General features: G+C 60.1%; 22 protein-coding genes and 2 pseudogenes. 6 read left to right on the top strand and 18 right to left on the bottom strand.

Going from position 1 to position 24,521, the window contains the following annotated elements:
- Window positions 1-92 precede the first annotated feature (92 nt).
- Window positions 93-425, top strand: a complete 333-nt coding sequence (locus FJ398_11145; GenBank protein ID MBM3838500.1) for a hypothetical protein — start codon at window positions 93-95, stop codon at window positions 423-425.
- Between the two features lie 580 nt (window positions 426-1,005).
- Here the strand turns inward: FJ398_11145 and FJ398_11150 are convergent.
- The 5 genes from FJ398_11150 to FJ398_11170 all read right to left on the bottom strand — a co-directional run bounded on the left by FJ398_11150 (window position 1,006) and on the right by FJ398_11170 (window position 7,448).
- Window positions 1,006-1,440, bottom strand: a complete 435-nt coding sequence (locus FJ398_11150) for a hypothetical protein (protein MBM3838501.1) — start codon at window positions 1,438-1,440, stop codon at window positions 1,006-1,008.
- Between the two features lie 146 nt (window positions 1,441-1,586).
- Complete coding sequence (locus FJ398_11155; protein MBM3838502.1) at window positions 1,587-2,432, bottom strand: hypothetical protein; 846 nt, start codon at window positions 2,430-2,432, stop codon at window positions 1,587-1,589.
- A 1,310-nt stretch (window positions 2,433-3,742) separates the two neighbouring features.
- A complete protein-coding gene (locus tag FJ398_11160) occupies window positions 3,743-5,311 on the bottom strand; it encodes a hypothetical protein (protein MBM3838503.1) in 1,569 nt (522 codons plus the stop codon).
- A 40-nt stretch (window positions 5,312-5,351) separates the two neighbouring features.
- On the bottom strand, window positions 5,352-6,494 hold the full coding sequence (locus FJ398_11165; protein MBM3838504.1) for a sigma-70 family RNA polymerase sigma factor: 1,143 nt from the start codon (window positions 6,492-6,494) through the stop codon (window positions 5,352-5,354).
- Between the two features lie 318 nt (window positions 6,495-6,812).
- Window positions 6,813-7,448, bottom strand: a complete 636-nt coding sequence (locus FJ398_11170; GenBank protein ID MBM3838505.1) for a PEP-CTERM sorting domain-containing protein — start codon at window positions 7,446-7,448, stop codon at window positions 6,813-6,815.
- 293 nt (window positions 7,449-7,741) lie between these two features.
- Between FJ398_11170 and FJ398_11175 the strand changes: the two genes are divergently transcribed.
- Window positions 7,742-8,050: a Rieske 2Fe-2S domain-containing protein gene (locus FJ398_11175; GenBank protein MBM3838506.1), complete on the top strand. Its 309-nt coding sequence runs from the start codon at window positions 7,742-7,744 to the stop codon at window positions 8,048-8,050.
- A gap of 689 nt (window positions 8,051-8,739) precedes the next feature.
- Window positions 8,740-10,020, top strand: a complete 1,281-nt coding sequence (locus tag FJ398_11180) for an aminotransferase class V-fold PLP-dependent enzyme (GenBank protein MBM3838507.1) — start codon at window positions 8,740-8,742, stop codon at window positions 10,018-10,020.
- Between the two features lie 13 nt (window positions 10,021-10,033).
- Here the strand turns inward: FJ398_11180 and FJ398_11185 are convergent, their stop codons facing one another.
- Together FJ398_11185 and FJ398_11190 are read right to left on the bottom strand one after the other, a co-directional pair.
- Window positions 10,034-10,738, bottom strand: a complete 705-nt coding sequence (locus tag FJ398_11185; protein MBM3838508.1) for an endonuclease — start codon at window positions 10,736-10,738, stop codon at window positions 10,034-10,036.
- A gap of 14 nt (window positions 10,739-10,752) precedes the next feature.
- On the bottom strand, window positions 10,753-11,763 hold the full coding sequence (locus FJ398_11190; protein ID MBM3838509.1) for a M28 family peptidase: 1,011 nt from the start codon (window positions 11,761-11,763) through the stop codon (window positions 10,753-10,755).
- 199 nt (window positions 11,764-11,962) lie between these two features.
- Here FJ398_11190 and FJ398_11195 point away from each other — a divergent pair, with 199 nt between their 5' ends.
- On the top strand, window positions 11,963-12,814 hold the full coding sequence (locus FJ398_11195) for a ChbG/HpnK family deacetylase (GenBank protein ID MBM3838510.1): 852 nt from the start codon (window positions 11,963-11,965) through the stop codon (window positions 12,812-12,814).
- A 202-nt stretch (window positions 12,815-13,016) separates the two neighbouring features.
- On the opposite strand, the gene ruvB is transcribed toward FJ398_11195, so the two are convergent.
- The gene (gene ruvB, locus FJ398_11200; protein ID MBM3838511.1) at window positions 13,017-14,036 is read right to left on the bottom strand and encodes a Holliday junction branch migration DNA helicase RuvB; all 1,020 of its coding nucleotides are present in this window, start codon (window positions 14,034-14,036) and stop codon (window positions 13,017-13,019) included.
- A gap of 503 nt (window positions 14,037-14,539) precedes the next feature.
- Between ruvB and FJ398_11205 the strand changes: the two genes are divergently transcribed.
- Window positions 14,540-14,761 carry a hypothetical protein gene (locus FJ398_11205; GenBank protein MBM3838512.1) on the top strand — a complete coding sequence of 74 codons (222 nt, stop codon included), beginning with the start codon at window positions 14,540-14,542 and terminating at the stop codon, window positions 14,759-14,761.
- A 44-nt stretch (window positions 14,762-14,805) separates the two neighbouring features.
- Here FJ398_11205 and FJ398_11210 read toward each other — a convergent pair whose 3' ends face one another.
- Entirely contained in the window at window positions 14,806-16,887 is a 2,082-nt protein-coding gene (locus FJ398_11210; protein MBM3838513.1) for a tetratricopeptide repeat protein, read from the bottom strand.
- Window positions 16,888-16,900: 13 nt separating this feature from the next.
- On the opposite strand from FJ398_11210, the pseudogene FJ398_11215 reads away from it, so the two are divergent.
- Window positions 16,901-17,179: pseudogene (locus tag FJ398_11215) on the top strand (hypothetical protein).
- 49 nt (window positions 17,180-17,228) lie between these two features.
- Here FJ398_11215 and FJ398_11220 read toward each other — a convergent pair.
- The 9 genes and pseudogenes from FJ398_11220 to FJ398_11260 form a co-directional block, all read right to left on the bottom strand.
- Window positions 17,229-17,771: a hypothetical protein gene (locus tag FJ398_11220; GenBank protein ID MBM3838514.1), complete on the bottom strand. Its 543-nt coding sequence runs from the start codon at window positions 17,769-17,771 to the stop codon at window positions 17,229-17,231.
- Complete coding sequence (locus FJ398_11225) at window positions 17,768-18,004, bottom strand: hypothetical protein (GenBank protein MBM3838515.1); 237 nt, start codon at window positions 18,002-18,004, stop codon at window positions 17,768-17,770. Before FJ398_11225 ends, FJ398_11220 begins: the two co-directional genes overlap by 4 nt.
- Before the next feature lie 198 nt (window positions 18,005-18,202).
- Window positions 18,203-19,843, bottom strand: a pseudogene (locus FJ398_11230) (fumarate hydratase).
- Window positions 19,844-20,088: 245 nt separating this feature from the next.
- On the bottom strand, window positions 20,089-20,283 hold the full coding sequence (locus FJ398_11235; GenBank protein MBM3838516.1) for a FeoB-associated Cys-rich membrane protein: 195 nt from the start codon (window positions 20,281-20,283) through the stop codon (window positions 20,089-20,091).
- A gap of 4 nt (window positions 20,284-20,287) precedes the next feature.
- Window positions 20,288-22,384 (bottom strand): ferrous iron transport protein B, encoded by a 2,097-nt coding sequence (gene feoB / locus FJ398_11240; protein ID MBM3838517.1) that lies wholly within the window; start codon window positions 22,382-22,384, stop codon window positions 20,288-20,290.
- Between the two features lie 143 nt (window positions 22,385-22,527).
- On the bottom strand, window positions 22,528-22,773 hold the full coding sequence (locus FJ398_11245; GenBank protein MBM3838518.1) for a ferrous iron transport protein A: 246 nt from the start codon (window positions 22,771-22,773) through the stop codon (window positions 22,528-22,530).
- A 15-nt stretch (window positions 22,774-22,788) separates the two neighbouring features.
- Complete coding sequence (locus FJ398_11250) at window positions 22,789-23,055, bottom strand: ferrous iron transport protein A (protein ID MBM3838519.1); 267 nt, start codon at window positions 23,053-23,055, stop codon at window positions 22,789-22,791.
- A 276-nt stretch (window positions 23,056-23,331) separates the two neighbouring features.
- Window positions 23,332-24,012, bottom strand: a complete 681-nt coding sequence (locus tag FJ398_11255) for a tannase/feruloyl esterase family alpha/beta hydrolase (protein ID MBM3838520.1) — start codon at window positions 24,010-24,012, stop codon at window positions 23,332-23,334.
- 171 nt (window positions 24,013-24,183) lie between these two features.
- Complete coding sequence (locus FJ398_11260; protein ID MBM3838521.1) at window positions 24,184-24,378, bottom strand: hypothetical protein; 195 nt, start codon at window positions 24,376-24,378, stop codon at window positions 24,184-24,186.
- Between the last annotated feature and the right edge of the window lie 143 nt (window positions 24,379-24,521).

Consider the following 24,521-nt stretch of genomic DNA (forward strand, 5'->3'; position numbering starts at 1 on the left):
TACATTGACCCCAGCGGAAGGCGGTCTCGCCCGTCCGTGGATCTCGCCTCCGCCGGTGTTTGAAACATGGGAATCGCTGGAGACAAAAATCGATGAAGCTCAACGACGATCAACAGGAGAATCTGGCGGACCGACTAGCGGAGGCCGTAGTCCAGCACTGGCTGGCGAAGGCCAAGGAAGACCTCCCGGCGGCGGTGTCCGAAGGCCGATACCTCCTCGATCACCTGGAAACGTACCCGGTCTTCCTCAGACGGGACCACTTCAAGGACCGCAAGTCCCTATCCCGCCAGCTAGTGGGCCTCCAGTCATTCCTACAAGCCGTCCAGAGGGACCCCAGCCGAGTGATGAAGTGGGACGACCTGGAAGAGTCCCCGGAGAAGAACTCCTTGGCCGAGGACCTTTGGTCGAGGGAGAGGCTCCACTAAACGTCCCCTACGTCCCGGTATCGGGTAATGCCGATCCTAAGCTCGTCGTCCCAAGCCCTCTCACTTTGTCGCGCCACGCTTGGATCGATTTGAGTCGCGTTTTCCACAGACGAGATCGGTTCGAGCATTGCGTGATCAGACGAAGCCAGATGTTCATGTTTGCCGTTACGTCTCTTGCTGCCTTTCCGTATCAGTCATGCAAACGTTTTGGGGCTAACCCTCGATTGGCCTCCTCCCGCGTTCTCTACATTCCTTTCTCGTGTTAGTTAGTTAGGTGCCCACTAAGCCTTTTTGCCGAGCCCGGGAGCGCCACCGGGCACAATTTGGACCCATACCCTCTTTCTCTTTGGATTGAGTCCGCGTCTCTCAAGGAACTTTCGGAATTTTTCGGCATCAGCCTCCTTGCGGCTCATCCCCTTTTTCCATGATTGGCCTTTTCTTTTCATGGCGAAAACTCATCAGCACCTAACGACCCAAGCTCAGCGACCCGGCCCACGAGAGCGTCGGATTGCAACCGCGACGCGATGGCCGGGTTCGCTGCGCATGGTTAGGCCGGCGGTTTGTGCTCATGCTCTGTCTCCTACTTCTTGATTTCGCCACACTCGATGCCGTCGCACTCCCACTCGACGTAAGGAATAGTCAGTGAACCGAACAATCGTCTGTATCGAACTGTTCCCGTTTTCATGATGGCGGTCGTAATTCTCTCCATGTCTCGCTCCGCTACGGCCCTGATGGCATCGTATGCCTTTTTGGTGCTCGGCTCTGCCGGAGGCAGAGCGTTCACCTTCGCAAAATGCTCAAGAGGCCATCCGAGTTTGAGAACTCGACCACCGTAAAAGAATCTCTGCTTGCGCCATCGGCGCACTGTGTCCTTCTTGATTTCAACTTTCGCGTTCAGCCGCTCAGTGATGTTCGATGGCTCAGAGCGTCCGCGTTCAATCATCTCACCGCGATAATCGGGCTTACGTGCCTTGTCCTGCCGATTGTGGTGCTCGTGAAGAAACTGAGTTTTCATGGCGTGCGAGTCGGCCTAACGACCAAGCTGAGCGACCGCCGCAGGAAACGAGATCAGGTTTTGTCCGGTGATGTTCATAAATCCGTCCGTATCAAAATCGAGGCGCTCAGCGGCGGTTCGGCTCCAGCGCCTGGTTCGGTGTCCGATCATGCCCCGGTGACATTGATCGACCGAAAATGTGCCGGGTAGTCCCGAGCGCCCACCTCGATGCAGCGCCGAGGCACCTCATAAAACAGCCAGCGGGCCTTTCCGAGCATCTGCTCTGACACAATATGCTGATCGGATATCTGCTCAAGACTCTCCGCTGGGCGCTTGTAGATTTCGTGGGATATCTGGTTGCGCATTTCCAGCAGGCTCTTGAGGTCTTTCATGTCATCGTCGGTTCCGAACACAACGCCAAAGTGCTTCTGGAAGTAATCGGCCTTTTGCTCAATCCGCTGAGAGTCGAGTTTCTTAATCTCTCTGATGACTGTTTCGTTCAGGAATTTGTCGAACGGGGGTGCCGGATGCGCGTCGGAGGGGAATATCTCATTCAGCTTCACTTCCTTCTCGCTCTTCCCGAATACTCTTACTGGGTCTGCAAGCAAGAAAGTGCGGTGAATCTCCTTCAAGAATGACTCGAAGTGGGCCACCAGCAGGAGAAGCTCGCTCTGGTTCAGACGATCTTCTGACAACTCCTTCTTAAACCGTGCGTCGCTAGGTCTAGATTGCTTGGAAGCATCCTTGCGCGAATGCCGGAGGACAGCATCCGCACCATCCTTAACCTTCGCGAATTCGTGACCTCCTGGCATTGTTTCCGGATCGAGTCGCCGCAAATACGCAGCAAGACCTGCTTCCATAGCGTCCACACGAGCATGATAGAACTTTTTTATCCTCGCCTTGGACAGTTTCTGCAGCGCGAAGCGAACCAGCGCAAATTGGGTCGATACGCCTTCCAAGGTCGGCTGGTATAAGTGGATTGACAGCCGTGAATCCAATGTTGACGTGCTCATGACTCGTTAGTGACGCGCGAATCCGTTTACCGAACTATTTAATTGTGTGGAAGTCAGTTACTACCAATTCGGGGCGGTCGAGGCCAAAACGGGCGGTTTGACTTCTGGTTTTGTCGGCGGGCTTCGACCCTGTGATCGGCTGCATTTTGACTTCCTTCTGGAGTTCAAGGGTGAATGTGGACGCAAGCTCAGCCGCTGTCAACCGCCTGACGGCCAGGCGGATTGAGCGGGGAGACCGGGTCGGACGGGGCGGCTTGGGAGGGCGAGCGCGCCGGCCGAGGAATTGGCTTGGCAGTATGCGGGCTCCGATGTTATCCAGAAGTCAACCAAGGAGGGACAAATGCAGAACTCAGATTGGGAGCAGGCGCTGGCAGAAGCCCCGTTCACGGAAAAGGAAAAGCACCAACATCGCGTCATCATCCGGTGGTTTCTGGGCTATGGCCGGAAACGGCAACCCTCGGCACCGCCAGGCCGGGACTTGGCGAATGAATTTGATCGGGAGTTGCGGCGGACGCGGAATCCACCGGCGTGGCAGTTGAATCAGTGGCGCGCGGGACTGCCGTGGTTTCTGGAGTTTCTGGGAGAGAAGCCCGCAGCACAGAAGCCCGGGTCTGCGGCGTCGCCGAGTGGGAATCTGACGTGGCGCCACAGGTTGATCGGGCAACTTCGGCAGAAGCATGTATCGTATCGGGCGCAGAACCTTGTATCCGGGTGGCAGTGGTCGAGAGAAACTCATTCACAACCGGAGGGGAACGAAAGCGGCGTCCCTGGTGCCCCGGTGAGACTGAAACGAGGCCGTGAGTCGCGCATGGACGCATCCTCGTAATCGGGCCGGCGGGGGCCGGCAGCCCCGCGATACCCCCCGGTTTAGCACGTTGCGATTTGGGGATGGATTACCGTTGGGGCGTTGAGGAATTCGAGCGGACGCGCTGGGCGGCCAGTCGAAGCCTGATCGTACGCGGCGGGACGAGTTCTGCTACGACACCCCGCTTTCGCTCACAGTTGGCTTCAGAACAGCGTTTCCAGAGCCGGCCAAAGGAGAATCCCAGACACAGTTTGGCACAGATTTCCGGCCTTTCCGATGGCAGACACAACATTGGCACAAGTGCAGGTTCGGACACAATTTGGCACAAGATTTTGTTCCCATCGTTGCCGCTAGATGCCAGAAACAGCTTGCAAACACAGGCGATTCAGAGTATCTGTAGCGGCAAGAAATGGCACAGAAAGGCAACCATGAGCAACGACGAAAACCCTGAAAACTTGGTTTGGGACCAAGACGTCGCAGGTTCAAATCCTGTCGCTCCGACCATTCATTTAGGAGGATAACGCCAGACCCAATCCCCCCGCGTGAAGTCCGGCCCCGGCGGCTTGCCTTTCGTCAGCGCGACCTCACCACCGTCATCCTTTTCGTTCCAGCCGATGGAGTAGAGAATGAACTGCCCGCCGGCCGTTCGCTGATACCTCAGAGGCTCGCCATCAATCACGTCCATGCGAGGCCTTGCGAGGAATCGCGGCACCAGCGCCAGTATGGTGTCCGGGAATTGGCCGTTGGCCAGGCGATACCGCTCCAGCGCGCAGGCCGCGGTGGCCAGATCAAGCATGGCCTGTGCGGTCGCGGCCTTGATGGCGGTCTTGGTGAGAGCCGGAAACAACAGTCGGGCGAGAATATTGTAAGGCGTCGTTTTCCGGAGTTCTGGAGGATCCTCCATCTCCCGTGCTCGTTCGGGATAGGCGCGGTGCTCGGAGGCGTCGATCACCCGCAGCGTCCTCTCCTGATGAAGGCGGTTGATGTGAAGTTGATTCTGGTAAACGAATCCGCTCGGCGCCCAGGCCGTTACGCGCGTGATGTCCGCCGGTCCGGCTTCATCAGGAGCCGGCGCTGAAGCCGGGTATCGGCCTCGGCGCAACTTGTCCATCAGATCGTTGCTGAAGGCGCGTTCGCCGCGCATCGCGCGCAAGTAATCGGCCAGCAGATCCATCGATTCCAACGCGCGCTGAAGTTCGGCAAGCTGGGCTTCGTTCCAGCGATGCAGCGCCAGGCCTTCCCAGACGGAGTTCAGCATAATCTGGTTGATGGCGATCTGGACCAGGTAAGAGATGAGAAGAGGTTCGGCTTGGGAAGCTTGAGAGAGGCGAAGACCCAGTTTGATATCATTCAGCGCCTCGTCCGGTTGATTGGCGCTCAGAAACGCGATCGAGCGCAGCCGCAGCGCCTGGCTCAGCCCTTTTAGCGCCGCGAGATGCGGAAGCAACGCGTCGAACCCTTCTCCGTAATGGACTGGAAAATGCGCGTAGGGCCGGCGGCTCGCGTCACTCAATTCGGCCAGCACTCGGTCAAATTTGCCCAAAGCGAGGAGGACGTCTTGGGCCGGTTCTTGCGGCTGCGGTGCGGAAGGAAAGTTGGTGTTGGCGCGATAATACTGCTGCCACTCACGGAGATCCGTGAGTTCTCGGCGGTGCATTGTTCCCAAGGACGGCAACGTGACTTGGGGCTGGCGGGGGCCATAGATGTCCAACTGTTGAGTCCGTTGCCACCCATTGGTATCTTTCCATTTGACCTCTTGGGTTTGCGGGTTTCGCTCGTAGTCGAGTGAGGCCCAGAACGGCGTGGCAAAAAAATTCTGTTCCGGCGGCATCGGCTTGGGAACGAACGAAGCCAGATCGAAGCGTTCGCCTTTGGCTTCCCACTCGCGTTTGAATTTCTCCCACGCGCTTTTGCCGCGCCAATTCTCCTCGACGTAGATCAGAGCGATCACGGTCACAACGCTCGCGGCGGCCACGAGGAAGCGGCGAAGAATTCGCCAACTCAAGAGCCAACGTGCGAAGCGCAGAATCCAGGAGCGGTTCGCCGGAGAGGGTTCTTCGGGAGACGCGTTCATAACAAAGTGAGGTTAGGGCCGACTCGATAATTCGGTCGATTCACGCTTGAAGGGGAGCACACGCGCCCCGCGTGTTCCGACCGGCGCCTCGCCGGTCGGCAGGGCGCGTCGGAAATTCACTCAATGGCGCTTGTTCGATGGCACAGTTGTGGTTGGCGAGGGCGCCAACCACAGCACGCGAGGCGCGTGCGCTCCCCTGGAATACGTTCGATGCATTCGGCTCGGGAAATGACCGGTCACTCCTTGGACCAGGCACGAGCGAGGGTTCAGCCGCAGCCGATGTTGGAAAAGACTCGCTGAGTTCAGCGGCCAGGCGATGCTGTTCCCGCATGAACCTGAGCAAAGACTGGACTTGGAGAAGGGAGTCGCGATTCGATGCCGGATCAGGTTCAGTCGTTAAGGAATTCAGGGTCAGAATCGCCACCCAGACCGCGCCCAAACTGCACCAGGCGCGTCGGCAAGGCCAAATCAACTCGCGCCACACTTGCCGGCCGAGTTCCCCCCACAGTTCGTTCCTCGGACGGATCTCGGATGGGGATTCGAGCATGTCGGCGCGTTCCGGGGCGGAGCCGGGCATAAACTGTTCTTTGACGACCTGTTCTCGGATCGCGTCAAGCCGCGTTTGCGCCGGCGCGTGGCGTTTCAACAGAATTTCTCGGGGCGTTTTCATGGTACTTCGAGGACGAGTTTTCGAAGGGCTTTCCGCCAGGCCGCAAATGCCGGCGATTTCCTCCAGCGAGAATTCCTCGAGGAAATGGAGCACGAGCACGGAACGCTGCGGCCAGGGGAGATGCTCCAGAAGGTTCACAAACTCCTCCTCCTGTTCTTTCCGGATGAGCCATTGCTCCGGGGTGAGGTCTTCCTCCGCCCAATGTTCCAAGTGGGTTTCGTCGAGTGGATCCTCGGGCCTGCGTTTCCTCCAATGTTGAAGGCATTTCTGATGCGCGATGCCGAAGAGCCACGCGCCAAATTTCTCATCCTCCCGCAGCCGTTCGATGTGCCGCGCGGCGTTGACGAATGTTTCCTGGACGAGATCCAGGCTCGCTTGTTCGTCGCGGACGAGATCGAAGACATAGACATAGAGCGGCAACTGGTAGCGCTTGAAGAGAGCATCCCAGACGTCCGGTTCCCCGGCTCTGGCTTCTCTCACCGGCAGTGGTGATTCGCAAGTCACTCCAGCCATTTACACCCAGTAGAATGCAGGCGGCGAGAAAAGGTTCAAACACTCACCCATTTACTGTGCAGACCGTGGGATTGACGACAGATCGACCGGAGACCCGTAGCGCAGATTTTCCATCTGCGGTATCGCCGATTTCCAATCGGCAGGGCGCCGGCAAGTCCCAGCGGGCTCGGACTGGGAGACGCCCCGCAGAATACAATTCTGCGATACGGCAGAGTGCAACTCTGCGCTACGAGCTTTGTCGTCCATCCCGCGGACCAAGCAGTAGTGACCACTCCACGCAGGCGCGTGGGGTCCCCATCGGACCTGAATACTTACGGCTCAGCCGGCGGCCCAGCGTCGGCGAAAGACGGCAAAGATCAGCAAGCCCAGACCGGCAAACAGCGCGTATTCACCTGGCTCCGGCACGGCGCTGAAAGTCTGCCCGGAATTGCCCCCGCCGGGGGAATCATCCGTGAAGGTCGTCCATTGAAATTCGCCATAGAGATGGCCGGTGCCGGTCAAGCCAAGCGAGGCGCCGGACGCCGTGCTGCTGGATTCTGCGACCCCGATGTCGGTGGAGGTGAGTCCGCTCGCCACGCCTCCACTGGCTTGGAACGCACCTTCATAGCTCAAGAATTGCAGAACGCTCCCCGACTGATCCAACGCAAAACCATCCGGCGCGCCATTTTGAATGCCGCTGATGTTCTTCGAATAGAGCGTGTAGTTCCCGGCGGTTGAGCCGACGCTGAACGTGCTGAGCTTGTGGCTTCCGTAACTCGTCCCGTCGCTTCCCCGATACAACGTCAAGGTCACCGACGCCAAATCCGTCAAACTGGACGGCGCCGCGATTTCAAAGAACTCGCCTGTGTCCGTGCCCGAATTGTCATAGTGGAATTCATTGACCCAGATGAGTTGGGCCTGGGTTTTGAATGCGGCAAACGTGATGACGCCGATAGCGAAGACCAGTTTTTTCATAGGACAAACCTCACTTGTTTGGGAGCTTCGACCGGAATGATCGGGCTCCTTGTTGGGGCAATTTCTAGGCGGAAGAGGCCCTGAACTCAAGCCTTTTTTGTGACGCCAGTAGCGCGACGGAGCGACGATTAAGGACGGTGCGGCGAGACTCCTGCCCAGCCAGTGCCATCGAGGAAAAGCTCGGCCGGAGCCTTGCTCCACCTTTACTGAGGATTACGCTTCTTGCAGATTGCGAAAAGCGTTGCTGATCCATTTCTCCCCGAATAAATTCCGGGGCAAAGAAAGAGCGCGCCATGCCAAAATTTATAGCCGTCGCCAAGAAATCGGAGATCGCCGTCGGATCCGGCAAATGTGTCGAGGCCGAAGGCAAACGCATCGCCGTGTTCAATCTCGGCAGCGAATTCCTCGCCATTGACGACACCTGTCCGCACGCGGGTGCTTCGCTGAGCGAAGGCGCGGTCGAGGGTGAAGAAGTCGAGTGCCCGTGGCACGGTGCTCGATTCAAGCTCCGGACGGGCGAAGTGACGGCGCCTCCTTCCGAAGAAGGCGTCGCGAAGTACAACGTGCGCGTAACCGGCGACACGGTTGAAGTCGAAATCTGAGAACTCTGCTGCACCGTCACGCAGCCAATAGAGCGCGGAGTTCTTCTTCGATCTCACTGCCGCTCGTGACGGTGTGGGCCGCTTCCTCCAGGTGTGAAGATTGAATTCCGGCCAGAACTTCATCGCGGCACGAGCCAGGTTCCGGAAAAGTAATCCGCCAGACCGCGTTGGGGTCGCAGCAGGGATCCAGGCTCTCTGCTCGTTTGATCGAGGCTGGGAAGGGTCGGCAGCGCGTTCAAGAAATCTCGCGCGTGCAGCGGCAATACCGTCGCGATCGGGCGACCGCTCATCTCTTCCAAAGGAACGGACCGCCCAGTCAACGCCGCGGTGGCGGCTTGTTTAAGAAAAAGTTGCGCGCTGGCATCATGGAACATCGGAGGCGGCGGTAGCGCAGCCTTTCCAGGCTGCGGGTTCTGCGGGCTTTCCAGCCCGCAGTCGGACCGTCCGACTGCGAAGTCGCCCGAACCAACAGGCTGGAAAGCCTGCTCTACGCTGCAGATTGAAAATCTGCGCTACAACCGGACAAGACCGAGCCGTCGAAGCTTTCCCTGGACAAGACGGCGGGATCGCCAAAATCAGGCTTCCCTTTGCGGGGCGATCATCGAATGATGGTTCGGTGAATCCGGCAAATCCAGCCACCCAGAAATAGAGTCACCCCAAAACTGGGTTCACTTGAAAGGCGTGCTGAAATGAATTCAGAACACAACCCAACCATGAATCGCCGCCATGCCCTCAGCCGTCTGGCTTTTGGCGCCGCGCTGTTGTCGGAGCCGGCGCGGGAGATCCTCGCCCAGACCGCCGCGCTGCCGAGCGCCGAGCTTCTTCGGCGCGCCCCGGAGACTTACTGGACTCTCCTTCGCCGCGAGCAGTTTCTTCTTCCCGACGACCGGCTGTTTCTCAACAACGGCAGCCTGGGCGTGACGCCGCGACCGGTTCTTCGGGCCATGACGGATTACCTGGAACGCGCCGCGGCGCTGGAGATGGACGACGCGCCGCGGTGGGGCTACGAAACGCTCGACACGGAGCGGGAGGAGATGGCTGAGTTCCTGGGCTGCCGCAAGGACGAACTGGCTTTCACGCACAACTGCACCGAAGCGATGTGCGCCATCGCCAACGGCCTCGATTTGGAGCCGGGGGACGAGATCCTACTGACCAACCAGGAACACGCCGGCGGCACCATGTGCTGGCGAGTGCAGGAAAAGCGCCGCGGGATTCGCGTGCGCCTGGTCGAGATTCCCGTCACGCCGCGTGATCCGGGCGAAATCGCCGATCGGCTGATTTCGGCCATCGGCCCACGAACGCGCGTTCTCAGCTTCAGCGGCATCACAACCACGACGGGTTTGGTGCTCCCGGTGAAGCAGCTTTGTTCCGCGGCGCGCGAAAAGCGCGTGATCAGCGTGGTGGATGGCGCGCATATGAACGGCCAGATTCCCGTGAACCTGCGTGATCTGGGCTGCGATTACTTCGCGGGCAGTCCGCACAAATGGATGTTCGCGCCGGCGGGCTGCGGCTTTCTCTACGGTCGAGACGGCGCCCTGGACCGGCTCTGGCCGTCCATTGTCTCGAGCCGCTGGGACGACAAGGAACAGCTCAAGGCCGCGCGCTTCATGATGGTTGGGACCAACAATCGCGCCATCTTTGATGGCATGATGGCGGGCGTGCGGTTCCTGAAGCAGCTTGGCCCGGAAAACATTTACGCCCGCCTCCAACAACTCGCGAGCCTGGCGATTCGTCTGGCAAAGCAACGCAGTTATCTCGAAGTGGTCAGTTCGGATGATCCGCGTTTCTATCAGGCCATGGCGAAGATTCGTTTCAAAACGGAGAGCGTGCAGCCCGTGCTCGACGCGCTCAAGAAGAACCAGATCGTGTTCCTCGGCGGACGCGAAATCCGGCTCTCCGCCCACGTCCACACCCGCCCGGGCGACCTCGAGAAATTCTTTGCGCTTTGCGATCGAGCGCTCGGAGCGTGAGCTGGAAGTTAGCCTAATGCCGCGCGCTGAATTCACTCCAGAGTTTCTCGAACAGTTCACGGAAGGGCTGGAGGAGGCGGGGATCGCTCGTCAGAAGGAAGTTTTCCTCGTTGTGAAGCGCGGCGGCGCGCGTCCAATTGTAGCTGCCGGTCAGGAGCAGCGTGCCGTCGAAGACCGCGAACTTGTGGTGCATGTGGTACTCGGTGCAGTCCGCCCGCACCGCAATCCCCGCTTGCGAAAGCCGTTGGATGTCGGAACCGGGATCGTGCTGTTTGTCGTCGTCCGTGATCACCCGAAGCCGGACTCCGCGCCGGTGCGACCGCAGCATGGCTTCGGCGATCCGGTTGTCTGTGATCGTGAAGACGCACACTTTGACCGAACGACGGGCGTTGTCGAGGAGTTGGGCAATCCGCCCCGCGCAGTCGTGTTGCGGACTGAAACAGGCCTCCGCCACGGTCTGGATCGTTCCGGCGGACGCCAGCGGCGTGAGCACCTTGACGATGCGTTCGAGCCAGTTCAGCGTGGAATAATGGGGGACCGTGTTGTGTTCGAGGGCTTCACGGGCCAGATCGAACGCCATGCTCTGGTACACGGCGCGTTTCGGGCCGTCGGGCGCCGTCTCCTCCAGCCACTGTCGAAGCGCGTCGCGTTCCGAACGTTCCAGTCGGCCATCTTGCAGACTCAAGCGCAGTTGCTCCCGGACCTCGTGATCTTTCATGGGTTCAAGCTAAGCTAAGGATTCACCAGTCCGGCGATCACCGTTTGAAGCCCCGCCACGACTCGCGCCATGCGGTCGTAACTGAGTTTGTCCGGTGTGTCGTTCTCCGTGTGGTAATGCGGGTAGCGGAACGGCGCGGTATCCGTGACCATCAACGCCGGATAACCTTCCTGCCAGAACGCCCAGTGATCGGACCAGCCAATGCCGGGCAGCCAGGACACGAGCGCCGCGCCCTCCGAAGGAAACTTCGCGCCGCCGCGGAACAGCGCGACGCATTCGCGCACGAGGCTGGCGGACGAGGTGTCCCCGACGAACGCGATGAAATTGCCGCTCGAAGGATAAAAAAGTCCCACCGGAAACGGATACTTCTGGCTGCTGGCGGCGTCCGTGTAATAGCCGATCGTTTCCAGGCTGAGCATGGCGACGACGTTGTCGTTTCGCACCCGACAGTGTTTCGCATAGACACGGCTGCCCATGGTTGCGGTTTGGAAGTGAGGCGGCTCTTCATTCACGAACGCCATGAAACGAAGGGTCCGCGCCGGCGGGTTCGTTGAAAAGGAGCGGGCCAGGGCAAGCACCGCGGCGACGCCGCTGCCGTTGTCGTTCGCGCCCGGGCACCCCAGCACCGTGTCGTAGTGCGCACCGACGACCACGATTTCGCCGGCGCGGGTTCGTCCGCGCATTTCCGCTTCGAGGTTAAGACAGGTCTTGCCCTGGACCTCGAAACCAAGGCGATTCACGGTGAGTCCGCTTTGAGAAAATTCCTTCTCAATAAAATCCGCGGCGGCGTTGAGCTGGGTGTAAGCGATGAGATTGCGGTCACCAATCTTGCCGGCCAGAAATTCCACATCGCGTCGGAGCTTGTCCTGCAAAGCCGCTTCGTCGGCCGAAAGTGGCGTCCACGGCCCGCCAAAGCTGTGTCCGGGCATTCGGATCATTTTGAACCAGCCCCAGAATACCAGGAGGCCCAGCACGAAGGACAGCGCGCTCAACCGGATCCAGGCAGCACGAGAGGCGAGGCGCATGCGATGAGACGCAGGTTGTGGGAAGACCTTCGGCCCTGCCAAGCTGAAAATGTGGATGTTCCCCATCCGTGTGATCTGTCATCCGTGGTTAATGTGGTTGCGGCTTCCGCGTCGCGCCATCCGAGGTTGATATTTCTGAAGCGTAGGGCACGCGAAGGGCGTTGACGCGCGTTTGGGCACGCGTAACGTCTCGCTTGCCATGAAATTCTTGCTCCTGTTTCTTCTTGCCAGTTCCACCTTTGCCCAAACCGCGCCGCCCCGATTGATCGTGCGCGGGGATGACATGGGTTATTCTCACGCCGGCAATGAAGCGATTTTGAAATGCTTCCAGGAAGGCATCGTGACTTCCATCGAAGTGATCGTGCCCTCGCCGTGGTTTCCGGAAGCCGTGAAAATGCTGGCGGAGATTCCGACCGCCGATGTCGGCATTCATCTCGCTCTGAGCAGCGAATGGGACAACGTGAAATGGCGCCCCGTCTCGGATTGCCCCAGCCTGCGCGATGCGGACGGCTACTTCTATCCCATGATTTTCCCAAACAAGAATTATCCCGGACGCGCGCTCGCGGAAAACCCCTGGAAGATCGAGGACGTCGAGAAGGAGTTCCGCGCCCAGATTGAACTGGCTCTGAAAAAGATTCCGCGCATCAGCCACCTGTCGCATCACATGGGCTGTAGCGCGCTCAGCCCTGAAGTGCGGGCGCTGGCGAAGAAACTGGCCAAGGAATATCACATCGACATCGACCCGGCGGAGTTGGGCGTGACCAACGTGCGCTACCAGGGGCCGTCCAAAACCTCCGAGGACAAACTGCAGAGCTTCCTGAAGATGCTTGAAAGTCTGCAACCGGGGAAAACCTACCTGTTCGTCGATCACCCCGGCCTCGACACCGCCGAAGTGCGAGCCATTCATCATGTCGGTTACGAAAACGTGGCCGCCGACCGCCAGGGCGTGACCGACACCTGGACCCATCCCCGCGTCCGGGAATTCATCCGGGAAAAAGGAATTCAGTTGATCAGCTACCAGGATCTGAAAAACCAAACACGGTCACGATGAAGCTGGAATGATTCAGGTCGGATGGGGACCGCACGCGCCCTCGCGTGCTGAAGTCGGCGCCCTCGCCGAGTTCAGTCTTCCGTCTGAAAAAGCGACCTTTGATGAGATGGTTTGTTCGACGCGACGACCGGCGAGGGCGCCGGTCGGCTCACCCGAGGGCGCGTGGGCTCCCCCAATTCCAAGGGAATCAGTTGACGCCGCGTCAGAGCAAGCTCGGCTGATTGCCTTTGGCAGGCTGGAGGCGCAGTTTCTTGTAACTCAACTCCGTCGCCACGCGGCCTTGAGCCGTGCGCATGAGGTAGCCTTCCATGATCAGATACGGCTCATAGACTTCCTCGATGGTGTCCGGCTCTTCTCCGACGGCCACCGCGAGCGAACCGAGCCCGACGGGACCGCCGCCAAATTTCACGATGATGGTTTCGAGGATGCGTTTGTCCATTTCGTCGAGGCCGTTCTGGTCGATTTCAAGCATCGCCAGCGCCTGGTCCGCGACGGCGGCCGTGATGCGACCGTCACTTTTGACCTGCGCGTAATCGCGCACGCGGCGGAGCAGATTGTTCGCAATGCGCGGCGTGCCGCGGCTTCGGCGCGCGATTTCCGTCGCGCCATTCGGATCGGTTTCCACGTTCAAGAGCCGCGCGGAGCGCACGACGATTTTCTGCAAATCCTCCGCCACGTAATAATCCAGCCGTTCGCGCACTGCGAAACGCGTCAACAACGGCGCGGTCAGCAAGCCGCTCCGGGTCGTGGCGCCGATGAGCGTGAACCGCGGCAGATTCAGGCGGACGCTCCGGGCGTTGGGCCCTTGATCGATGATGATGTCGAGTTTGAAATCCTCCATGGCGGGATAGAGGTATTCTTCGATCGTCTTTTGCAGGCGATGAATTTCGTCGATGAACAACACGTCGCCTTCTTCGAGATTCGTCAGCAACCCTGCCAGGTCGGCGGCCTTCTCGATCGTCGGGCCGCTGGTGGCCTTCACATTGGTGCCCATCGCTTTCGCGATGATGTAAGCAAGGGTGGTCTTGCCGAGACCGGGCGGCCCGCTCAGCAGGATGTGGTCGATGGCTTCGCGCCGTTGTTTGGCGGCGGTGACGGCGATTTCCAGACGCTCCTTCACTTTGGGCTGACCCGTGAACTCGGAGAAAAGGGAAGGCCGCAGCGTCATTTCCAACGCCGCATCCGGTTTGCTCAGCACGTCTGAAATCATCCGCTCGGCCATCGCGGCGGCCAGCATGCGAAATGGAGAATCGAGCGGCAAGCATCGATTCGTTGCCTGGCGTGGCGGGGCTGCGCAGAAGCGTCTCCGCTTGAGGCTCGGCGTCCGGGCGTGCTAGCTAGGGTCCGGCGCGTGATCTTCAGTCGATGCGCCTGTCTTGCCTCCGTGTTCGCGGTTCTTTCAACGAGCTTGATCGCGCGTGCAACCGAGGCGTGGGCCGACACGCGACTGGCCATGACGAATGGGCTGGCGCTGTGGCTCGATGTCTCGCGCCAGAACGCGGCGCGAGGGACGCTCGCCCTCCCTCCGCTTCAGTCTTGGCGCGATGCCCCGGATTATTTCCTGGACGGATCGGGGAATCGAAGTCACCTCGCGCAGCCCGCGCTTGAAGCGCGCCCGCGCTTCCGCCAGGACTTCGACGGCGCGAAGCTTTTTTCGACGGCACGAACGATTTCCTTGCCGCCACGGGCCTGGGCAGATCTTTCAGCGAGGCCACGCTTTTTGTCGTGGCCGCGCCGAGCGCGAATGGCGGCTTCCGCGCGCTCGCGTCGTTCAATGCCGCCGGGCAAAACGATTACACGACCGGCGCCAATCTGGACTTCGGCAGCGCGACCTCGCCAACGCTCACGCGCCTCAACGCCGAAGGCGCCGGGTTTTCCGGAGAACGAAATCTCCAGGCCGCCACTACGGCTTTCCGCCCCGGCATCCGCGGCATTTGCCGGGCGTGATCGATGACTGGCTGGCTGTGGCAGTGGGAATACTGAAGCAGTTATTAGTCAGAATGCAGACCAACCCTTCGTAGAATCTCCGCGAAGCCCGGCTGGCCCCGAAGTTCGTCGAAACGCGGCTCCACTTTCAGATAGATCAGCCGGAGCGCCTTTTCCTCCAGGGCGCGCCTCAGCCATTGCAGCGCCGATTCCGTCTGGCCGAGGCCCAACCACAGAATCGCCACTTCGCTGGCCGGCACATAACGGGTCTGAGCCAAGGCCACGAGCTCGTCCAGCAGACGATTCGCCTCGGCCTTGTGACCGGCCAGGGCGTGAGCCTGGCCCAGAGCGGCCAGCGCGACTGGATCGTTCTTTCCGATCTGGCAGGCTCGCTCGCACTCGAGAATCGCTGCCTCCGGCTGGGATTTCTGAAGATGCGTCCACGCCAGAAACAGATGCGTCAGCCCGAAATTCTCCTCCATTTCCAGGGTGAGGCGGCTTTGCCGCACGGCTTCGTCGAATCGCCGCGCATAATAAAACGCGAGCGCCAGACTGGCTTGAACGCCGAGGGAAAGGGGATCGACGGCCTGCGCCTGGCGAAGTTCGCTGATGGCTTCCTCGTGCCGGCCCAACGGAGTGAGGCAGTTGATCGCGTACCATTGGTGCGCCGTGGCGTAGCTCGGATTCAATTCAATGGCCCGCTTGAATTCGGCCTCGGCTTGCCCCCAATCCCAATCGTAGATGGCCGAGATGCAGCCGAGGGTCGCGTGCGGCTGAGCCAGCGCCTCGTCGAGTTCCAGCGCTCTCAGTCCGGCCGCCTTGGCCTTGGGATACGCCTCGTTGGGGAGGAGAAAACTATAAGTCCCAAGCAAATTGTAAGCATCGGCCAGGCCGGCGTGCGCCAGGGCGAACCGAGGATCGAGGCGGACGGCTTCCTCGAATAACGTCACGCTGCGCTTCAGCGGCTCGTCCTGGCGCTTGTTCCAGAGGTAACGTCCCTTGAGGTAAAGATTGTAGGCTTCGAGATTCTCCGTCGGCGGTTTGCTGCGGTAAAGGTCCGTGAGTTCGCGTTGTCCGAACCGCAAGCGATTGACGATCGCGCCGCTGATTTCGTCCTGGATCTCCGTGAGGTCCCGCGCGGGATACATGAACGTCTCCGACCAGAGACGGTACCCATCCTTCAAGCTGACCAGTTCCACCGAGATGCGGACGCGGTCGCCGTGCCGTTGGACCGCGCCGACGAGAATGACTTCGATTTGGAGTTTTGCCGCGATCTCGCGGAGGTTTTCCTGCTTCCCCTTGAACTGAAAGCAGGAGGTCCGCGACGCGACGGAGAGACCTTGGATCTGGCCCAGGGCATTGATCAGTTCCTCCGTCAGGCCGTCGGTCCAGTATTCGTTTTGCGGATCTCCGCTGGCCTCGGCAAACGGGAGCACCGCAATGGCCGTCGCGCCGGACGCGCGCAAGACGGGCAGGTTCGCCATCACCCAGTCGTGATCGAAGACGCGCTCGTAAATCCGGTTCCGCACGCGCAGGCCGCCCTTCTCCGCGCGGGTGATTCCGGAAAGCCGCAGCGAAGTGACGCAAGGATTGTTCTCGTCGTCCGGCACGGATTCGTGGTTCCGGATGCGGTCGTAGAGGTCGAGCCGCGCCGCCAGATCGCCTTCGCTGCGGAGCAGCCATTCGCGGACGAACAAAAGATTGTCGTCGCGTTCGCGGGCGCGGTTCGAGAGAAAGAAATCCTCGCAAAGGCGGTCAATGCCCCGGCGGTTGGTGATGCGTGGCTTGGCGGTTTGCCCGGCAGCGTTGGCTTCCGCGGCCGCCCGGCAAAGGCGCTGCGTCAGGTACGGATGGCCATGCGTCCAGTAAAGGACGCGTTCGAGCAATTCCTGCGCGAGTTCCGGCTCGACCCGAAAGCCGTGAGCCAGCGGCGCAGCTTCTTCCAGGTTGAGGTTTCGCTGCTCATGGAGCAGCGGGAGCATAGCAAGCGTTGGAGGGACTGGGAAAGCGGGATTTCCGGAGATCCGGATCGACGGCAAATCCACGGTTCGAAAAATTTTGGGGTGCGATTTCCAGGAATGCATGGGGGAATGCCGGACTAAAAATTCGATGAATCCCCGATGCCAATCCGATTGCTGCTGGTACATGCTTTGTTAGTCGGACTCGGTGAACACGATGATCGGTCAGCTCGGCGTGTTCACTTCCGAAGTGACGCGCGTGGCCCGGCAAGTCGGCACCGAAGGCAAGCTCGGCGGCCAGGCCCAAGTGTCCGGTGTCGCCGGCACCTGGAAAGACCTCACGGACAACGTCAACTCCATGGCGAGCAACTTGACGGCGCAAGTCCGCAACATCGCCGAAGTGACCATCGCCGTGGCCAACGGGGACTTGTCCAAGAAAATCACCGTCGATGTTCGCGGCGAAATTCTCCAGCTCAAGGAAGATCATCCAGAACCTCGCGGGTAGTTTTCGGACGGAAGCGGGCGCTCGCTCACGAAGCACGGTGGCTTCGCCACCAGTCCAGCCCCTTTTGCCACCATCGGATAACTGGATTTTCAGGAGCGGGCGGCTCGGCGGGCTCAGTCGGGATGCCTTGCGCACGGAGCAGTTCACGGAGGTAGAGCCGGTCGGGAACATCTTTAGCACGGAGGGTCTGTTTCATCCGCCAAAGCGTCCGAGGGGAGGCGAAGGGAATAGGCACGCCTTCAACCTGGACGATGGTTGCGTCTTGAACCGCCTCGGCGTAGGTCACACCGCAGCCACTCTTCATCAGGTCCACCAGCACTTCATCACCCACTCGGACGACACCGTATTGTCCGATCTCGCCGGGTGTGAGTTCGCGGGCGGCTTTATCGGGAAGAATGAGCAAGGCTTCGATGATGCGCGCCTCGTTTTCGGGAGTGGTCTCAACCAGGAAGTCAATATCCTCGGTGGTTCGAGAGTAACCCGCCTGAATAATGGCCAATCCGCCAACGACGACGTAGCGCGCGCCCAGGCGGTTGAACTCGGCGCAGAGACGCGCCAGATCCGTCATCGTGGGCGGTCGCGGAGGCGTTTCACGGCCGCCGCCACTCGATGCTTCATCTCCCATGCGTCAGCTTCCTCGAACGTTTTGAATCGATACACGCCCTTGGGGTAGGGCAGTGTCAGCCCCATCGCCTGAAACTGCGCCGCCATGCGTTCCAGGAATGCGGCCGGCGAACGCCGAGGAATTTTGCCCACGACTTTGCCGGGCTTCTCTTCCAAGTTGACGAGGGGTGCCATCATCGCGCGATTGGTCCGGCGGACCGGCTGCGAACAATGTACTGGCTGACTGGATCGGTTGCAACTTTGCAGAATCTGAAAAGCAGCGCCTGCGGCACGTCCGTCGGTGGGCTAGCATATGCATCCAGAGTTTGGTCATGGTTCATGGAATGAATCGCTGCGGTGGGCTGTAGGTGATTAGCCCTTTGACCGGCAAAGGCGTCAAACGTGCTTGGCGAGTTCCGCCTGGCTGGCTTCAAAGACTTCCTTGTGCAGCGAATTCCCGTGGGCGTCCATCGTGACCACGGCGGGGAAATTCTCGACCTCGAGTTCCCAAATGGCCTCCGGCGAACCGAATTCTTTCAAGAAATACACGTTGCGCACGGCTTTGACGCATTCCGCCAGCACCTGGGCCGCGCCGCCCACGCCGTGGAAATAAACGCAGCCGTGTTCCTTGCACGCCGCCGCCGTGCGATCCCCCATCCCGCCTTTGCCGATGATCCCCCGCAACCCGAAGTCGCGGATGATCTGCGCCTGATACGGTTCCTCGCGGATCGACGTGGTCGGCCCCGCAGCGGTCACTTTCCAGCGGCCTTGCTCGTCTTTGATCACTACCGGCCCGCAGTGGTACAGAATCCCGCCCGGGAACGAGACGCCCGGTGGAAGTTTGCCGCCTTGATGGAGAAACTTGTGGACCGCATCCCGGCCCGTGAACACGACGCCGGAGATCGCCACCGAATCGCCGACTTTCAGGGAACGAATCTTCTCCTCACTGATCGGAACTGGTATTGGAATCATAACTTGAAGCGCAGCGAACGTTTCGTTCGAGATTCAATTAGTGCTTCCCATGAACCGGTCGGTGGGGCGAGCCTGTCCCCAGCGAGCCGCCTCCAACGTGTTCCTAACACGTCAGACACGGCTCGCCGGGACGGACTCGCCCTACCGTTGACCAAAACACTTTCGCGAACCTCCACGGTCTGAGAACTAATAAAGCCATTTCACAATTTCGCCCTGGCTGTCCAGCGACGCGCCCTGCCGGCGATACGCCCAGCACATGTAACTCACACTCACGAAAAACGACGCCGGCAGACGATTCGCCGCGCAGATTTTGACTCCCAGGAGCGTGGTCTTCCCGCCAAAGCCCATCGGCCCGATGCCCAGTTGGTTGGCCGTCTGGAGGATGTCCTGCTCCAGTCCGTCCAGTTCGACGTTGGGATTCCGATCTTCCAACCGCCGGAGAAACTGTTGCTTGGAGAATTCGTAGCTCGTCGCGCGGTCGCCCCCGATGCACACGCCCAGGATGCCCGGCCCGCAGCCTTTGCCCTGCGCCTGCAGCACCGCGTCCAGAATCACTTTTCGGCAGCCTTTCAAATCGCGATCCGCTTTGAGTTTCTCGTTCGGGAGCGAGTATTGAGCGCCCACGTTCTCGCACCCTCCGCCCTTCAGAATCAAACGGACGTGGACGTCGGCGGACTGGTTCTGATGAAAATGAAGTGTGGGCGAACCGGGCCCCACATTGGTGCCGTCGTTCACCCCGGTGAGCGAATCGACGGAATTCTGGCGGAGATACCCTTTCTTGGTCGCTTCCCGAACCGCGTTCCGGGCTGTTTCTTCAAACGCAATCTGGTCGAGGCCCGCGGGGCCATCGACGTAAAAGAGAATGCTGCCGGTGTCCTGGCAAATCGGCTGGGACTTCTGTTTGGCCATCTGAACGTTGCGCTCGATGATTTTGAGCGCGGACTCGGCAATGGTCCCTTTCTTCTCCTGGTCCAGCGCGTTCAGGATGGCTTTTTGCACGTCGTCCGGAATCTCCGCCGAAGTGCGCCGGATCAACTCGATCAGCGAAGAATGAAGGGCATTCATAGCGACCAAACCGTAAGGTGAGTCGCCAGGAGTGTCAACGCACGTCCCGCCGCAGGCAGCAATTCTCAGTTTGAGTTCGGCAGGGCGAGCCTGTCCCCAGCGAGCCGCCTCCATCGTGTTCTCAACAAGTCAGACACGGCTCGCCGGGACGGACTCGCCCTGCCGGGGAACCGTTCGAGGTCATGGAAGCAGTCCATACTGAGACTTCCAGAGGGAGCGACGCGGCGAAGGGGTTCTTCGTCAGCTCAAAGTTGCCGAGGGACAGTCCTGTTGGATTCATCGGAACTCTTCCCCGAAACGCTCGCCTTGGATTTCAACGAACCGCATCCGCAATCGGAACCGCAGCCGGTTTTCTTCTTCAAGAAGACGCGATAAGCCATGATGACTGCGGTCCCAACCACCACCGCCAGGGCAGCCCAGGTTTGCCAATCTGCGCTCATGATTTCAGAAGCCTAACATCCTCCCGACTTGATAAACGAGCAAGCACGCCACGTAGGCGGTCCCGGTCATGTATGCGATTTGAAAGAGCGGCCAGCGCCAACCGTTGGTCTCGCGCCGGACGACCACCACGGTGCTGATGCATTGCATGGCCAGGACATAGAAGACCATGAGCGTGACGCACACGAGCGGCGTGAACACGGGAGAGCCGTCGGGCCATTTCTCCTGCAACATAGCCTCCCGCAGCGGCACGGACGCCTCGTCGGTTTGTTCCACGTTGTAAACCACCGACATCGTGCTCACGAAGACTTCCCGCGCGGCAAACGATCCGATCAAACCGATGCCGATCTTCCAGTCGAACCCCAGCGGCTTGATGAGCGGTTCGAGAGCGTGGCCGGCTTTCCCTGCGAAACTTCGCGCGAGTTGCGCCGACGCATCCTCGCCATCGACTTTCGGGTAGGCCGCCAAAAACCAGAGCAGAACCGAGAGGCCCAGAATCACCGTGCCCGCGCGTTTCACGAACAGTTTGGAGCGATGGATCATTTGCATGGCCACGGCGCGAAGAGACGGCCGCCGGTACGGGGGCAGTTCCATGATTAGCACCGGAGTCTCGCTGTGCATGATCGTCTTCTTAAACAGCCAGGCAAAGAAGAACGCCGTTGCGGTCCCGACGACATACAACGCCATCATGATGCCGGCCTTTTGCAGCGCGGGAACGGTTTTGGCCGGCAGCAGCGTCGCAATCATCAAGGTATAGACCGGCAAGCGCGCCGAGCAGCTCATGAGCGGCGCGACCAGAATGGTCACCAACCGGTCTTTCGGGTTCTCGATCGTGCGCGTGGCCATGATGCCGGGGATCGCGCAGGCGTAGGAACTGAGGAGGGGAATGAACGATTTCCCGTGCAGGCCGACGCGGCTCATGATGCGGTCCATGATGAACGCCGCCCGCGCCATATACCCCGTGTCTTCCAACAGTCCGATGAAGAAAAACAGAATCAAAATCTGCGGCAGGAACACCAAAACTCCCCCGACTCCCGCAATCATCCCGTCGGTGATCAAATCCCGAAGATCCCCGGCCGGCATCGCTTGCTTCACCGCGTTCGCCAGCGCCCGAAATCCTCCCTCCACCCAATCCATCGGGTAAGTCGCCAGAGTGAAGATAGAGAAGAACATGACGGACATCAGTCCGAGAAAAATCACCCAGCCCCAAACCGGATGCGTCAGGACCGCGTCCAGTTTGTCCGAAGGATCCTCCTCGGACACCTGTCCGGTTCGGACCACGCGTTCGCAGACGTTCTGCGCGTATTGATACCGGGCGGCGACGATGGCCTCGTGGCAATCGAGGCCTTGCTGTTCCAGGTCGCGCCGCAGAGTTTGCGCCAGTTCGCGCACGGCCGGGGGCGGCTCGGAATCACGGCCCGCCTTTTCTCCAACCAGAGTGAACAAAGCTTCCGCGAACAACTGGGAGGATTCAGATCCGCGTTCCTCAGCCAGGCGCGCGCTCAACTCGTTCACGGCTTTCCCCATGGGCGGTGCGAGCCTCCAGCGGCGCGACGGCAGCGGCGGATGTTCCTTGCTCATCGCCTGGCGAAGTTCGGTGAGACCGACCTTCTTGTGTGCCTGGCAGGAGATAACCGGGACTCCCAATTCCCGGGACAACGCCGCCGCGTCGATCGAAATGCCCTTGGTTTCGGCCAGGTCGATCATGTTCAAAGCCAGAATGGTGGTGACACCCAGATCCAGGATCTGCGTGACCAGGAACAGATTTCTTTCGAGGTTGCTGGCATCGACCACGCAGACGATCCGGTCCGGGCGCGGGGTGTCGGCCAGTCTGCCCAGGAGCACGTCCCGGGTGATGGCTTCGTCCGGCGAGCGCGGCGACAAACTGTAGGCCCCCGGCAGATCGATGATCTGCATAGGCCGCCCGTGCAGGGAGAAGAATTCGCCGACCTTCTTTTCGACCGTTACGCCTGGATAATTCCCGACCTTCTGGCGCATGCCCGTGATCGCATTGAAGAGCGTGGATTTCCCGCAATTCGGATTGCCGACCAGGACGAACGTCAGAGTTCTTTCTTGCGTCGGTGCGGCGACCAAAGTGCTCATGCGTGGAGTGCGGTCAAAGTCGTTAAGGCGTTAGAACGTTACAACCGCGCCAAGGGTTAAAGGAGTTGAATTGTTAAATGGGTTACTTGGGGGACAAGGATCTCGATGCGCGTTCCAGGAACTCGGACGACGGGCTGGACCACTTAGGATGGAGCGGCCACGACGACCTCCACGTGCTCGGCCTCGTGTTTGCGGAGGGAAAGATTGTAGCCGCGGATTCGGATCTCCAGAGGGTCGCCCAGCGGCGCCCACCGGATGAGCTTCACCTTCGTGCCGGGCAACAGCCCCATTTCGCGGAGACGTTTGACCTCTTTGCATTCCGGATGGAAACCTCGAATCTCCGCTTGTGTCCCGGCCGACAACTCGGACAGAAGATGCACGGAACTCATGGGAGGAAAGCCCGGTCAAGCCTTGGCCGCGGCGACGGGCTCCACGATAATCTGTTTCCCCAGGCTCCGGCTCAAGGCGACCCGCGCGCCGCAAACCTGGCAAATCAGAGCGCCGTTGTCAGCCACCTTGTGGATTTCGGCGAATTCACAGAAGCCCATTTCTCGCAAGCGCTGGCAGACGGCAGGATGGCTCTTGAGGTCGCGGACGCGCAGTTTGCTGCCCACTCTGGCTTCGCAGAGATCGACCCAAGGGCGGTCCGCTTTCAACGCGTTCGGCTTCACTGGCCGTAATGAACACTACTTGAGATTGAGTTTCAACAGCAATTTTTCTTCGAGTAACTACGAGATCCTTGAAGACTGCCTCATTGCCGAGCGGGTGGAAGCGCTGTCCGAGAGCCGCACGCGCAAGAAGCTGACCAAGTCCCCAGGCCGCCCAGGGCGAGGGTGGACTGAGTGATAAAGGTTCGTCTGGCCTTGGGCGGCGGCTGCTCAACACCGGCCCCGTCACGAAAGGACTCGCGGAATGAGCTGACCCGAGATCTGGTCGGCTACTGGTCGTTACGCGGTGATGCGCGCGACCATTCCGGCCACGGTCATCAGGGCGTTGTTCACGGCGCAGGCCCGGCCGAAGGCCGGTTCGACGGCCGCGGCAGCCACGTCGAGATTCCGCCCAGCGATTCCCTGAACCTCGGCCGAGGCGACTTCACGCTCGCCGCCTGGGTCTGGACCGCGCCCGACACCGAGGACGTCCTCGGCGACATCCTCACCCAGTTCGATGATCGCCTGCCAGTTGAAACGACCGTTGCCATCGAGCGCGAAGCTCCCGCTGCCGCCCTCGTGGCCGGTGTCGGTCGCGCCGGCGGCAAAACCCTGGCGCAACGGGTCTCGCAAGCTGCCGGGGTTCCCGCCCGAAAACCCGCCGCCGCCGTTTCCGCGAAAGCGTCCGTTCCAATTCTTTACGGGCAATCCAATCCAGACCTTGACGCGGTCGCCCGACGGCGGATGCGTGACCGTGGCTGTGACGCGACACGAGCCATCCGTGGGGTCGAGGGTTGCCGAATCGATGGTTGTGTTCGGAATGGAGACTTTGGTCAGGTTTTCACACGAACAGACGGGGACCACATCCGGGAAGATCGGTTTCGGTGGCGCTTCCGCAGCTCGGACGGAAGAGACAGCAAGCACCATGATGCAAGCAGCGGCCAGGAGCATGTTTGAGGGGATGAGGATTCTATTTCGCATAGAAGCTGAAGACTGCGTTCGCCGGCTGGATCGCACGAGATTCCAGGCCTTGAAACTGGGTGACGTTCATTCGGCTGGCAATGCCTCGGCGACTATTCCGCAAACTCTGAAAGGAAACAATCCCATAAGGCAGTGTCCGAAGGTTGATCGGCTCAGCGAGGACGCTTCGCCCTACCGGGAAGCGCGTTGCTGTTCGTTTTCGATTTCTTCGAGCCGCTGCGGAGCAATTTTCTTGATCGCCTCCGCCATGGCCATGGCATGAAGCTGAAGTTCCTCCGAACGCAAGGCGCTTTCCAGATCCGGCAAGGCGGATTTGGCCGCCGGGCCGAACTCTCCCAGGGCGCGGGCCGCGTAAGCCCGCACCACGGGTTCGTCATCGCTAAGTGGTCCGTTTCGTAAATACGCTCACGTTCGTTGCGCCCAATTTGGCCTGGGGCAAGGCGCGACGAGCGAGCATCCCCCGCCAGTGGGGCTGTGACCGAGGAGCAACGCAGCCCCAGGCAAAATTC

The organism is Verrucomicrobiota bacterium (assembly GCA_016871535.1).
Taxonomy (GTDB): domain Bacteria; phylum Verrucomicrobiota; class Verrucomicrobiia; order Limisphaerales; family SIBE01; genus VHCZ01.

Bases quoted from the DNA above. Each gene is read 5' to 3' on its own strand.
- FJ398_11245 (MBM3838518.1), bottom strand. From the start codon at position 22,773: ATGAGTTCCGTGCATCTTCTGTCCGAGTTGTCGGCCGGGACACAAGCG.
- FJ398_11155 (MBM3838502.1), bottom strand. From the start codon at position 2,432: ATGAGCACGTCAACATTGGATTCACGGCTGTCAATCCACTTATACCAG.
- FJ398_11190 (MBM3838509.1), bottom strand. From the start codon at position 11,763: ATGCGCCTCGCCTCTCGTGCTGCCTGGATCCGGTTGAGCGCGCTGTCC.
- FJ398_11175 (MBM3838506.1), top strand. From the start codon at position 7,742: ATGCCAAAATTTATAGCCGTCGCCAAGAAATCGGAGATCGCCGTCGGA.
- FJ398_11185 (MBM3838508.1), bottom strand. From the start codon at position 10,738: ATGAAAGATCACGAGGTCCGGGAGCAACTGCGCTTGAGTCTGCAAGAT.
- FJ398_11165 (MBM3838504.1), bottom strand. From the start codon at position 6,494: ATGGCTGGAGTGACTTGCGAATCACCACTGCCGGTGAGAGAAGCCAGA.
- FJ398_11170 (MBM3838505.1), bottom strand. From the start codon at position 7,448: ATGAAAAAACTGGTCTTCGCTATCGGCGTCATCACGTTTGCCGCATTC.
- feoB (MBM3838517.1), bottom strand. From the start codon at position 22,384: ATGAGCACTTTGGTCGCCGCACCGACGCAAGAAAGAACTCTGACGTTC.
- FJ398_11150 (MBM3838501.1), bottom strand. From the start codon at position 1,440: ATGAAAACTCAGTTTCTTCACGAGCACCACAATCGGCAGGACAAGGCA.
- FJ398_11235 (MBM3838516.1), bottom strand. From the start codon at position 20,283: ATGAGCGCAGATTGGCAAACCTGGGCTGCCCTGGCGGTGGTGGTTGGG.
- FJ398_11145 (MBM3838500.1), top strand. From the start codon at position 93: ATGAAGCTCAACGACGATCAACAGGAGAATCTGGCGGACCGACTAGCG.
- ruvB (MBM3838511.1), bottom strand. From the start codon at position 14,036: ATGGCCGAGCGGATGATTTCAGACGTGCTGAGCAAACCGGATGCGGCG.
- FJ398_11180 (MBM3838507.1), top strand. From the start codon at position 8,740: ATGAATTCAGAACACAACCCAACCATGAATCGCCGCCATGCCCTCAGC.
- FJ398_11195 (MBM3838510.1), top strand. From the start codon at position 11,963: ATGAAATTCTTGCTCCTGTTTCTTCTTGCCAGTTCCACCTTTGCCCAA.
- FJ398_11255 (MBM3838520.1), bottom strand. From the start codon at position 24,012: ATGCGAAATAGAATCCTCATCCCCTCAAACATGCTCCTGGCCGCTGCT.
- FJ398_11225 (MBM3838515.1), bottom strand. From the start codon at position 18,004: ATGATGGCACCCCTCGTCAACTTGGAAGAGAAGCCCGGCAAAGTCGTG.
- FJ398_11220 (MBM3838514.1), bottom strand. From the start codon at position 17,771: ATGACGGATCTGGCGCGTCTCTGCGCCGAGTTCAACCGCCTGGGCGCG.
- FJ398_11160 (MBM3838503.1), bottom strand. From the start codon at position 5,311: ATGAACGCGTCTCCCGAAGAACCCTCTCCGGCGAACCGCTCCTGGATT.
- FJ398_11210 (MBM3838513.1), bottom strand. From the start codon at position 16,887: ATGTACCAGCAGCAATCGGATTGGCATCGGGGATTCATCGAATTTTTA.